Below are 9,776 nucleotides of genomic sequence, written 5' to 3' on the forward strand. Positions count from 1 at the left end.
AGTCGAATGGCGTGAATGGACCCATACCTTCGGGTGGTCCACGTCATGACGGCTGCATCGACGCGCGCGTTCGCGCTTGCCGGACGCCGATGCAGCGTCAGAGCGTCTTGAACGCTTCGTCGTCCTCTCGGCTTGACCACTCGGTCATGAATCCGGGTGCGATGCGCTCGAGAATCGCCGCGCTCGTGCGCCGCGCCGCGCCCCGATGCGCTTCGGCAAACGCCGCGGCCGCGCGCGATGCGCCGGCCAGTGCATGGCGGCGAGCGAGCGCCGTCGCGGACGCGATGCCGTGCGCCATCGACTCCACGCGGAAGGCCGCGCCGGCCTCCAGCGCCAAGGAGGCCGCTTCCTCGAAATTGAAGGTGTGCGGCCCCATCACGACCGGGCACCCGCAGGCCGCGGCCTCGATCAGGTTCTGGCCGCCGAGGGGCGCGAAGCTGCCACCGAGCAGCGCAACGTCGGCCAGGCCGTAGTACAGCGCCATCTCGCCGAGCGAGTCGCCGAGCCACACGTCGGCGGGTCGCGGACCCTCGGTCCACTCGCTGCGCCGCGAGAGCGAGCGCCCCGACTCGCGCACGAGCGCCGCGACTTCGTCGAAGCGTTGCGGATGACGCGGAACGATCAGCCACTGCACGCCTGCGTCCCCCTCCTGCGGCAACTCGCGGAGAAACTCGGCCTCCTCGCCCTCGCGCGAGCTCGCGAACATCACGACGGGACGCTCCTTCGCGCCACACACGTCACGCCAAGCTCGGCCCTTCGCGAGCAGCGCAGGATCCGGCGTCGCATCGAATTTGAGATTGCCGTACACACCCTCGACCGTCGCGCCCGCCTGCGCGAGGCGGCGCGCATCGGCCTCGGTCTGCGCGTACACGGCCGCGAGCGATCCATACGCGGGCCTCGACAACCACGCGAGCCGCCGCGCCTGCGCCAGCGACTTGGGCGAGAGCCGCGCATTCGCGAGCAGGAGCGGCACGCCGCGCTCACGGCATGCGAACGCGAGGTTCGGCCAGACCTCGGTTTCCATCAGCACGCCGGCGCAGGGACGGAAGTGATCGAGGAAACGGCGCACTGCATCCGGCGTGTCCCAGGGCTGCCAGGCCTGCGCGTCGCCTTCGCGCAGCAGGCGCGCGCCCTCCGCGCGGCCAGTGGCGGTGCCGTGGGTCAGCAGGAAGCGAAGCGACGGACGCTCGCGCCGCAGCGCCTCGACCAGGATCGCGGCCGCGCGCGTTTCGCCGAGCGATACGGCGTGGATCCACAACGCGCCCGGTTCCGCTGGATTCGCGTAGTGGCCGAAGCGTTCCTCGACGTGTTCGAGGTAGCCGGGCTCCGCGGCGCCGCGGCGCTTCAGCTTGCGTCGCAGCGAGGGCTGCGCGGCACGCATCACCCACGAGTAAAGGTGGCGCATCATGCGCGGCGACGCCCCACGTCGCGCCCATCGCACCCGGAATCGAGCGGACCCGTCATGTGGTGCGAGCCGTCACGTCGCGCCATGCATCCCATACCGCGTCGACCGAGGGTGACGGCGCCGAGAACACGCTGCGTTGCCGCGCCCGCATGGCGTCGAGCGGCCCCGTGCGCCAGGCCGTGTCGAAGTTGTAGATCTGCACGTGCGGCAGGTCGAGCGCGACCGCGATGTGGCTCAGGCCGCTGTCGACGCCGACGGCGCCCGCGCAAGCTGCCAGGCGGTCGGTGAGCGCATCGAGCGGCATGCGGGGCCACACTTGCGCGCCGCTGCCGAGGCCGCTTGCGATGCGGTGGCTGCGCGCCTCTTCTTCGCCGCCCCCATGGGGCAGGACGATGCGGTTGCCGGATTCGATCAGGCGGCGACCCAGCGCCAGCCAGTGCGCCTCGGGCCAGAGCTTGTCGTCGCGGGAGGTGCCGTGGATGAAGGCGACTTCGCCACCCGCACGTACCCCGAGCGCATCGGGCAGCGCGGCCTGCCGGCTTGCATCGCGTGCATGCAGGCCGAAGCGCAGCGCCTCCTGCACGGCATACCCCAGCGCCCGCGCGCACAGCTCGCGCGAGCGCTGCACCGCATGCGTGTGCGGCGCGATCTCGAAACTCTCATGGGCCACCCAGCGCGTGGGCGCTTCGTAGCTCGATCCTTCGGTGCGGTTCGCCAGCGCATAGCGCTTGCCAGTCGCCGAAAGGCGCGCCACGCGCGCCACGAGGGCCGACTTCGTGAGACCTTGCAGGTCGATCACGGCGTCGTAGGCCTGCCGCTGCAGGTCGGCACGAAATTCGCGCCACTCGCGGCGCGTGTCGCGCGCGAGCGGGGCCTTGCGCCACTTGCGCAGCTCGCACGGAATCGGGCGCGCCACACCCGCGCAGCGCTCCACCAGCGGCGCGAAACCGCGCTCGACCACCCAGTCGATGCGCGCCTGCGGCAAGGCGCGACGCATGTCCTGCACCGCCGGCATCGCATGCACGACGTCGCCGAGCGAACTGAGTTTGACGAGGAGGATGTTCAAGGCAGACGCATTATCCGGGTGGCGCTCCCCGGGCCACCCCGTACGTTCAGGCCGCGCTCAATGCGCCGCTTCCCCGATCTTCGCGTCCGGCTTCACGGTGCGCAGCAGCTTCAGCATCGTCTCCTCGATGCGGTGCATCGCCTCCTGCGTATGCCCTTCGAAGCGCAGGACCAGCACGGGGGTCGTGTTCGACGCGCGAATCAGGCCGAAGCCATCCGGCCAGTCGACTCGCACGCCGTCGATGGTGGACACCTGCGCCGGCGCGTCGAACTTCGCCTCGCGCACGAGTTGCGCGACGAGCCGGTGCGGCTCGCCCTCCTCGCACTTCACGTTGAGTTCGGGCGTGGAGAAGCTCGTGGGCAGCGCATCGAGCACGGCGCTCGGGTCTTCGTTGCGCGACAGGATCTCGAGCAGGCGGCAGCCCGCATAGGTGCCGTCGTCGAAGCCGTACCAGCGCTCCTTGAAGAAGATGTGGCCGCTCATCTCGCCGCCGAGCGGCGAGCCGACCTCGCGCATCTTCGTCTTGATGAGCGAGTGGCCGGTCTTGAACATGAGCGGCGTGCCGCCCGCTTCCCGGATCGCCGGCGCGAGGCGCTGCGTGCATTTCACGTCGAACAGGATCGTGCCGCCCGGCACGCGCGAGAGCACGTCGCGCGCGAACAGCATCATCTGCCGGTCGGGGTAGATGTTGTTGCCGCCGCGCGTGATGATGCCCAGCCGGTCGCCGTCGCCGTCGAAGGCGAGGCCGAGGTCGGCGCCCGTCTCCTTCAGCTTCGCGATGAGGTCGCGCAGGTTCTCGGGCTTGCTCGGGTCGGGATGGTGGTTCGGGAAGTCGCCGTCGACCTCGCTGAAGAGCTCCGTCACCTCGCAGCCGATGGCGCGAAAGATTTCCGGCGCCGACGCACCGGCCACGCCGTTGCCCGAATCCACCACGATCCTGAGCGGACGCGCGAGCTTGATGTCGCCCACGATGCGGTCGCGGTACGGCGCGAGGATGTTGATGTTGCGGATGCGCCCCGGCTTCTCGGCCTTCGCGCCGCCGCCCTGCTCCATCCGCTGGCGCAGCGCCTGGATCTCGTCGCCGTGGATCGCGCGACCGGCCATCACCATCTTGAAGCCGTTGTAGTCCTTCGGGTTGTGGCTGCCCGTCACCTGGATGCCGCTCGTGCAGAGCGTGCTGGCCGCGAAGTACAGCATCGGCGTGGTCACCATGCCGACGTCGATGACTTCCACGCCCGACGCCGACAAGCCGCGGATGAGCGCGGCCGAGAGCGACGGCCCGCTCAGCCGGCCATCGCGGCCGACGGCCACCACTTTCTCGCCCTCGCGCTGCGCGATCTCGCCGAACGCGCGGCCGAGGGATTCGGCGACTTCCTCGTCCAGCGTCGCCGGCACGATGCCGCGCACGTCGTAGGCCTTGAAGATGGTGGGGCTGAGCTGCATCGGGGGTGCGTCCTGGGTTGCTTTCGTTGCGAAAGATTGTAGGCCGCGCAAGCGGCAGGAGATGTCCGAAAACGGCGAGTCGACTCAGCCGCGCTGCGTATCATCCACCCGCATGCCCGACCATGACGTGACCCTGCAGCCCGACGCCTGCTACCTCGCCCTCAAGGCGAAGGATGCGCGTTTCGACGGCCGCTTCTTCACGGGCGTGACGAGCACGGGCATCTATTGCCGGCCCGTGTGCCGCGTGCGCACGCCCCGGCGCGAGAACTGCCGCTTTTTCGCGCATGCCGCGCAGGCCGAAAGCGCGGGCTTCCGGCCGTGCCTGCGCTGCCGCCCGGAGCTCGCGCCGCGCGCGCAGGCCTGGTCGATCCAGGACGCGAGCGCCACGCTCGCGCAGCAGGCCGCGCACCTGCTGGATGAGCCCGAAGCGTGGGGCGACGAGAGCCCTTCCGTCGAGCAGGTGGCCGCGCGGCTGGGCGTGAGCGACCGGCACCTGCGCCGCATCTTCGAGGCGCAGCTCGGCGTCTCGCCGCTGCAGTACCTGCAGACGCGACGGCTGCTGACGGCAAAGCAACTGCTCGCCGATACCGCCTTGCCCATCACGCAGGTCGCGCTCATCAGCGGCTTCGCGAGCATGCGCCGCTTCAACGCCGCCTTCGTCCAGCACTATGGCCTGAGCCCGACGCAGCTGCGCCGCGAGGGCGCGGACGATGGCGAGACACGCACGGTGAAGCTGGGCTACAGGCCGCCGTACGACGTGCGCGCGATGCTCGGCTTTTTCGCGGCGCGCCGCATCGACGGCGTGGAGCTCGTCGACGTCGAGCGGTCACGACTGGGGCGGACGCTCGCCATCGAGGCGCAGGGCCGCACGCACACGGGCTGGCTCACGGCGACCTTCGACGAGCCGCGCACCCAGGTCGTTCTTGAGGTGAGCGAAGGCCTGTGCGAAGCCTTGCCCGCGGTCATCCGCCGCGTGCGGGCGCTGCTCGACCTCGACGCCGACCCGCAGGCGATCAACGCCGTGCTGCATGCGAGCTTTCCGCAGGGCGACGGCCTGCGCGTGCCGGGCGCCGCGAACGGCTACGAACTCGCGGTGCGTGCGGTGCTCGGCCAGCAGATCACCGTGGCGGCCGCGCGCACGCTCGCGCAGCGGCTCGCGGACCGTTTCGGCGATCCCATCGAGACGCCGGTGCCGGCCTTGCGAAGGCTGTTTCCGCGCGCCGAAGTGCTCGCGGCCGCCGAGGGCGATGCGCTGGGCCAGCTCGGCATCGTGCGGCAGCGGCAGGCCGCCATCGTCGCGATCGCGAAGGCGGTGGCCCAAGGTCGCCTGCGACTGCATGGCGGCGCGCCGCTCGATACGACCGTCGCTGCGCTGAAGGAAATTCCCGGCATTGGCGACTGGACCGCGCAATACATCGCGATGCGCGCGCTGCGCTGGCCCGATGCCTTCCCCGCCAGCGACGTCGCGCTGCACAAGGCGCTGGGCGTGCGCGAGGCGAAACATCCCGCGCGCGAGGCCGAGGCGGCATCGACGCCCTGGAAACCCTGGCGAAGCTACGCGGTCATCCGCGCGTGGAGTTCGCTGTGACAATTCGAAGGACGGACATGGACTATCTGAACTACGCGAGCCCGCTCGGCGAGATGATCGTCGCGGCTACCGACCGCGGCCTCGCGGGCGTCTGGTTCCGCGGACAGAAGCACGGGCCGGAGATTCGCGACTGGCGCGAGGCGCCCGACCACCCGCTGCTGAAGGAAGCAACACGCCAGCTCGACGATTACTTCGCCGGCCATCGCGCGACCTTCGATCTGCCGCTGGACCTGCAGGCGGGCACGCCGTTCCAGCAGTCCGTGTGGCAGGCCCTGCTCGCCATCCCGTCCGGCCGCACGATGAGCTACGCGCAGATCGGGCAATGCATCGGCAAGCCGACGGCGTCGCGCGCGGTCGGCGCGGCGGTCGGGCGCAACCCCTTGTCCATCGTCGTGCCCTGCCACCGCGTGCTGGGCGCGGGCGGCTCGCTCACGGGTTACGCGGGCGGGCTCGACCGCAAGACGGCACTGCTCCGACTCGAAGGCGCATGCCAGGGCGCACGCGCCGCGGAAGCCTCCACGCGATGAGCACCGCCTCCATCGTCGACTTCATGCTCCTCGCGGCGATCTGGGGCTCGTCGTTCCTCTTCACGCGCATCGCGGTCGTCGAATTCGGCGCGGTGCCCACGGCCGCCGTGCGCGTGGCCATCGCCACCGCGTTCCTGCTGCCGCTCGTGCTGATGCGCCGTCAGGGCGCGGAACTGCGGCGGCACGCGAAGCCGATCCTGCTCATCGGCCTGTTCAACTCCGGCCTGCCCTTCGTGCTGTTCGCGTTCGCCGTGCTGTCGATCACGACCGGCCTTTCGGCGATCCTGAACGCGACGGTCCCGCTCTTCGGTGCGATCGTCGCGTGGCTGTGGCTGAAGGACCGGCCTTCCGGCACGCGGGTGGTCGGGCTTGCCATCGGTTTTCTCGGCGTCGCGATGCTCGCGGGCGACAAGGCGGGCTTCCGGCCGGAGGCCACGGGGCTCGCGCCGCTCTGGGCCGTGCTGGCCTGCCTGCTCGCGACCACGTCATATGCGGTGGCGGCCAGCGCGACGAAGAAGCACCTCACCGGCATCCCGCCGCTGGTCACCGCCACCGGCAGCCAGCTCGGCGCGACGCTCGGCCTCGCGATCCCGGCGCTGCTGCTGTGGCCCGCGAAGATGCCCAGCCTGCAGGCCTGGGGCGCGCTCGCCATCGCGGGCGTGGTCTGCACGGCGCTCGCATACATCCTGTATTTCCGGCTGATCGAGAGCGCCGGCCCGGCGCGCGCGCTGGCGGTGACCTTCCTCATTCCGGTGTTCGCGGTGTTCTACGGCACCGCGTTCCTGCACGAGCCGCTGACTGCCTGGATGCTGATCTGCGGCGCGGTGATCGTGTGCGGAACCGCGCTGTCGACGGGGCTGCTGAAGCTGCCCGGTGCGCTGCGAAACCGGGCCTGATGGACGAGGTGTCAGAACCGCGGCAGATCCGCGAGCCGCTTGCCGGGCGTCTCGAAATCGAGCGCGAGGGTCTCGGTGCCTTCGGCCAGCACGTCCACCAGGACTTGCGGGCCGGCTTCGAAGCCGCCGTCGTCGTGGGGAAACAGCGTGATGACCGTATCGCCTTCCACGAGCCGGTCGACCACGCCCACGACGCGCGTGGGTGCGGGACCGACGTCCCAGCGATTCATGTTCTCGTCGACGAGACCCATCATCGCTTCGACGATCTGATTGCCCGAATAGCGGACGGCGGTGATGCCATAAACTGTTTTCTCGACCATGGCGACATTGTGTGCACCCACTCGGAGCGCTCGATAAGCGCACCGCGCGAGCAGGCGTGGGAGCGTGCCTACTGGCGCTGTCCTCTACACTCCGCGCTCGCGACCCGCAGTTTCCGGTCATGACTTCCCCCGACACTTCCGCCAGCCCTTCGGCCGCCCTCGGCCGGGCGCATGCGCGCCGCCTGCGCGAGGTGTACCGCTCGGCCGGGTGGCCCTGCCAGGACGCCCTGGAGATCGACCTTCTCGCGGCCGGGCTCCTCGAGCGCATCCGCTCGCCCCTCGGGCACGAGACGCTGCGCGTCACCGACACGGGCGTGCAATGGATCGCGCGTTCGCTCGCGACGAATCGCCGCGCGTTGTCCGCGCACGAGGCGCTGGTGGAGCAGGTCGCGCTGGAGATGTCACGGGCCGGACGGCTTGCATGGCGCGGCCTGAGCCTGCGCGCACAGGTGCCGACCGGCGACGAAGCGAAGCCGCTGCGCTGGTGCATCGCGAAGCCGGACGTGTTCTCGATCCGGCACACCTCCGTGGAAACCTACGTCGAACCCATCGTCCACGAGGTGAAGGTGCGGCGCGCCGACCTGCTGGGCGACCTGAAGCAGATCGCGAAGCGCTCTGCGTATCTCGATCTCGGCGAGTGCTGGTACGTGCTCGGTTGCGACGCGAAGGGACGGGCCATCGGTTCGCCCGACGAGATTCCCGGGGAATGCGGTGTGATGATGCTCGAGGGGGGTCGCCTGCGCGTCGCACGCGCGGCGAAGCGCCACGCGCGGACCTCGCTACCCTTCGGCGTGTGGATGGCGCTCGCCAAGGCAACGCCCGTGCCGCTGGGCGACGAGGGCGTGCAGGCGTCCTTGTAGGCCAAGCCTACTGCTTCGGATGCTCCGACTTGTTCTCGTCGGGCGTCTTCACGCGCCCCTTCTCCGGGTCCATCGGCGCCGTGGTCGGCTCCGGGTTCGTCGGCTTCGGCGCCTCGGTGGGGGATGGCGGCGGCTCGGGGGTCGTCGTCATGGCGCGGGCGGCCTACTTATCGACCGTGTCGAATTCGGCAAGCGCCCAGCCGCCATCGTCGCCGGGAATGTCGGCTTCGGTGACGTCGAATTCGGGCTCCTCGCGATCGAGGCCGGGCGTGGGGGGCGTGATGCCCTGGGGGGTGGTCTTCATGGCGGATCTCCTGCGTTGCGTGAAGGGTCAGATCTTGGGTTGCGGCACGCCGGGCACGTCGGGGTCGAGCGGCGGCAAGGCCTGGCCGAACTCCGGCTCCACCGGAAGCTGCGTCGGGTTGGGCTCCTCCGAGGGCGGGTCCGAAGGCAGCGTGTCGGGCTGTGCGGGGGCGTGCGTGGGCGTATTCATGGGGCGGCCAGTTCAGGATGGAAAAAATCAGAAGTCGCTCTTGCTCGCCAGGGCCTCTTCCAGCGCCTCCTCGCGCGCGGCCGGCGCGTCGTCGGCAGGCGGCGGCGGCGCGAAGCCGTCGTCGAGGGTCTGGGGTGCGGGGTCGGCGTTGTGCAGGCTGGGGTCGATGTCGTAGGGAATCATCGCGATCTCCTTTGCCCCCATGGTGCGGCGTCCACTTCATTGCGCGCTTCGGAGCCCGCGCCTAAACGCTGTAGTCCCTCGCGCCCGCAGCCCTCAGTGATCTTCCGTGCGGCGCTGCGCCTCGCGGCGCACCACGACGCTCGGCTCGTGCGTGAACGGCAGGCGGGGCAGCCCGATGAGCGCCTGCAGGCGTGCATGCGCGCGGTCCATGTCGGCGCCCACCATCGCGAGCGCGACTTCGTGGCCCGGCTCGTTCTTCGCGATATCGAGGTAGGCATTGCGCAGCCGCTGGTAGTCGGCTTCGGCACGCGCGACCTCCTGCTGCAGCGCGAAGATGTTGGCGTATTCGGCGCGGTCGTAGCGCATGGCGGGTTTGTCCGATCCTTGCGGTGTCGCGTGCGGGGTCGCTTGCGTTCTCATGGAAATAATCTAGGCCCGCCGGATGGCGCGCGCGTGTAGGAAGCGACGGATGCGCGGCGCAGGCAGTGTGCTGATCCTGACTGCATCGCGACCGATACCCGGCGAAATCCCGCGCGGGGCAGCGTCCGCGAGTGACGCAGCCTGCGCCTGCCGTCCTACACGGCAGGAAGGGCGGCGCGGCGCACGATTCACTCCAGCGAACGCATTCCCCTCCGAGCAAGTGCGTCGCGCCACCGGGAGCCCTTCATGAGAAAGATCCTTCTTTGCGCCGCACTGGCCGCCACCGCGCTCGCGCCCGCCTTCGCCGACGAACTCGTCGCGCGCCAGGGCAACGACAGTGTCCGCCTCGCCGAGCAGCCCTGCACGAGCGAGCAGGTTCTCGGACAGTTGCCCACCGGCCTGCGCGAAGACTACAAGGCGGCCTCCGCCACCGTGGATGGCCGCAGCTACCGGGCCTGCTGGCGTCCCATGGGCGGCGCCGCCCACCTGCTCTACGAAGATGGCGACCAGGGCCTCATCCCCCTGAGCGATCTCAAGCCCGAACTCGCCGCCTGACCCGTTCAATCTCCGTCGCG

Annotated in this window: 14 protein-coding genes; 5 read left to right on the forward strand and 9 right to left on the reverse strand. The window is 70.2% G+C overall.

All coding sequences use genetic code 11. From position 1 onward, the window contains the following. Positions 1–97 precede the first annotated feature (97 nt). Genes AB7E83_RS02690 through AB7E83_RS02700 form a run of 3 tightly spaced genes read right to left on the reverse strand, consistent with a single transcriptional unit; the run spans position 98 to position 3,914 of the window. Positions 98–1,408 (reverse strand): 3-deoxy-D-manno-octulosonic acid transferase, encoded by a 1,311-nt coding sequence (locus tag AB7E83_RS02690; RefSeq protein WP_428565148.1) that lies wholly within the window; start codon positions 1,406–1,408, stop codon positions 98–100. Positions 1,409–1,460: 52 nt separating this feature from the next. Next, positions 1,461–2,471, reverse strand: a complete 1,011-nt coding sequence (gene waaC / locus AB7E83_RS02695) for a lipopolysaccharide heptosyltransferase I (RefSeq protein ID WP_428565149.1) — start codon at positions 2,469–2,471, stop codon at positions 1,461–1,463. 57 nt (positions 2,472–2,528) lie between these two features. Further along, positions 2,529–3,914: a phosphomannomutase/phosphoglucomutase gene (locus tag AB7E83_RS02700; protein WP_428565151.1), complete on the reverse strand. Its 1,386-nt coding sequence runs from the start codon at positions 3,912–3,914 to the stop codon at positions 2,529–2,531. A 112-nt stretch (positions 3,915–4,026) separates the two neighbouring features. Here AB7E83_RS02700 and AB7E83_RS02705 point away from each other — a divergent pair, with 112 nt between their 5' ends. From AB7E83_RS02705 to AB7E83_RS02715, 3 genes are read left to right on the forward strand one after another with little or no spacing between them, the layout of a single operon-like run. Further along, positions 4,027–5,502: a DNA-3-methyladenine glycosylase 2 family protein gene (locus AB7E83_RS02705; RefSeq protein WP_428565153.1), complete on the forward strand. Its 1,476-nt coding sequence runs from the start codon at positions 4,027–4,029 to the stop codon at positions 5,500–5,502. Positions 5,503–5,519: 17 nt separating this feature from the next. Continuing rightward, positions 5,520–6,029, forward strand: coding sequence for a methylated-DNA--[protein]-cysteine S-methyltransferase (locus AB7E83_RS02710; RefSeq protein ID WP_428565155.1), 510 nt, complete (start codon positions 5,520–5,522; stop codon positions 6,027–6,029). Continuing rightward, positions 6,026–6,925 (forward strand): DMT family transporter, encoded by a 900-nt coding sequence (locus AB7E83_RS02715; protein ID WP_428565157.1) that lies wholly within the window; start codon positions 6,026–6,028, stop codon positions 6,923–6,925. The genes AB7E83_RS02710 and AB7E83_RS02715 overlap by 4 nt, the downstream gene beginning before the upstream one ends. Positions 6,926–6,936: 11 nt before the next feature. Here the strand turns inward: AB7E83_RS02715 and AB7E83_RS02720 are convergent, their stop codons facing one another. After that, on the reverse strand, positions 6,937–7,245 hold the full coding sequence (locus AB7E83_RS02720) for a hypothetical protein (protein ID WP_428565159.1): 309 nt from the start codon (positions 7,243–7,245) through the stop codon (positions 6,937–6,939). A 119-nt stretch (positions 7,246–7,364) separates the two neighbouring features. On the opposite strand from AB7E83_RS02720, the gene AB7E83_RS02725 reads away from it, so the two are divergent. After that, on the forward strand, positions 7,365–8,105 hold the full coding sequence (locus AB7E83_RS02725) for a hypothetical protein (RefSeq protein WP_428565161.1): 741 nt from the start codon (positions 7,365–7,367) through the stop codon (positions 8,103–8,105). A gap of 7 nt (positions 8,106–8,112) precedes the next feature. On the opposite strand, the gene AB7E83_RS02730 is transcribed toward AB7E83_RS02725, so the two are convergent. The 5 genes from AB7E83_RS02730 to AB7E83_RS02750 form a co-directional block, all read right to left on the reverse strand. Beyond that, positions 8,113–8,256, reverse strand: coding sequence for a hypothetical protein (locus tag AB7E83_RS02730; protein ID WP_428565163.1), 144 nt, complete (start codon positions 8,254–8,256; stop codon positions 8,113–8,115). 12 nt (positions 8,257–8,268) lie between these two features. After that, positions 8,269–8,409: a hypothetical protein gene (locus tag AB7E83_RS02735; protein ID WP_428565165.1), complete on the reverse strand. Its 141-nt coding sequence runs from the start codon at positions 8,407–8,409 to the stop codon at positions 8,269–8,271. Between the two features lie 27 nt (positions 8,410–8,436). Then, positions 8,437–8,598, reverse strand: a complete 162-nt coding sequence (locus AB7E83_RS02740) for a hypothetical protein (protein WP_428565167.1) — start codon at positions 8,596–8,598, stop codon at positions 8,437–8,439. Between the two features lie 27 nt (positions 8,599–8,625). Continuing rightward, on the reverse strand, positions 8,626–8,781 hold the full coding sequence (locus AB7E83_RS02745) for a hypothetical protein (protein ID WP_428565169.1): 156 nt from the start codon (positions 8,779–8,781) through the stop codon (positions 8,626–8,628). A gap of 93 nt (positions 8,782–8,874) precedes the next feature. Then, entirely contained in the window at positions 8,875–9,147 is a 273-nt protein-coding gene (locus tag AB7E83_RS02750) for a hypothetical protein (protein ID WP_428565171.1), read from the reverse strand. A gap of 300 nt (positions 9,148–9,447) precedes the next feature. On the opposite strand from AB7E83_RS02750, the gene AB7E83_RS02755 reads away from it, so the two are divergent. Further along, complete coding sequence (locus AB7E83_RS02755) at positions 9,448–9,756, forward strand: hypothetical protein (protein ID WP_428565173.1); 309 nt, start codon at positions 9,448–9,450, stop codon at positions 9,754–9,756. Positions 9,757–9,776: the final 20 nt, after the last annotated feature.

Origin of the sequence: Ramlibacter sp. (assembly GCF_050250995.1) — a bacterium.
Lineage (GTDB): Bacteria > Pseudomonadota > Gammaproteobacteria > Burkholderiales > Burkholderiaceae_C > Ramlibacter.

Coding starts and splice junctions, on each gene's coding strand:
- AB7E83_RS02740 (WP_428565167.1), bottom strand. CDS start 8,598: ATGAATACGCCCACGCACGCCCCCGCACAGCCCGACACGCTGCCTTCG.
- AB7E83_RS02720 (WP_428565159.1), bottom strand. CDS start 7,245: ATGGTCGAGAAAACAGTTTATGGCATCACCGCCGTCCGCTATTCGGGC.
- AB7E83_RS02700 (WP_428565151.1), bottom strand. CDS start 3,914: ATGCAGCTCAGCCCCACCATCTTCAAGGCCTACGACGTGCGCGGCATC.
- AB7E83_RS02690 (WP_428565148.1), bottom strand. CDS start 1,408: ATGATGCGCCACCTTTACTCGTGGGTGATGCGTGCCGCGCAGCCCTCG.
- AB7E83_RS02755 (WP_428565173.1), top strand. CDS start 9,448: ATGAGAAAGATCCTTCTTTGCGCCGCACTGGCCGCCACCGCGCTCGCG.
- AB7E83_RS02705 (WP_428565153.1), top strand. CDS start 4,027: ATGCCCGACCATGACGTGACCCTGCAGCCCGACGCCTGCTACCTCGCC.
- AB7E83_RS02725 (WP_428565161.1), top strand. CDS start 7,365: ATGACTTCCCCCGACACTTCCGCCAGCCCTTCGGCCGCCCTCGGCCGG.
- AB7E83_RS02710 (WP_428565155.1), top strand. CDS start 5,520: ATGGACTATCTGAACTACGCGAGCCCGCTCGGCGAGATGATCGTCGCG.
- AB7E83_RS02730 (WP_428565163.1), bottom strand. CDS start 8,256: ATGACGACGACCCCCGAGCCGCCGCCATCCCCCACCGAGGCGCCGAAG.
- AB7E83_RS02745 (WP_428565169.1), bottom strand. CDS start 8,781: ATGATTCCCTACGACATCGACCCCAGCCTGCACAACGCCGACCCCGCA.
- AB7E83_RS02735 (WP_428565165.1), bottom strand. CDS start 8,409: ATGAAGACCACCCCCCAGGGCATCACGCCCCCCACGCCCGGCCTCGAT.
- AB7E83_RS02750 (WP_428565171.1), bottom strand. CDS start 9,147: ATGCGCTACGACCGCGCCGAATACGCCAACATCTTCGCGCTGCAGCAG.
- AB7E83_RS02715 (WP_428565157.1), top strand. CDS start 6,026: ATGAGCACCGCCTCCATCGTCGACTTCATGCTCCTCGCGGCGATCTGG.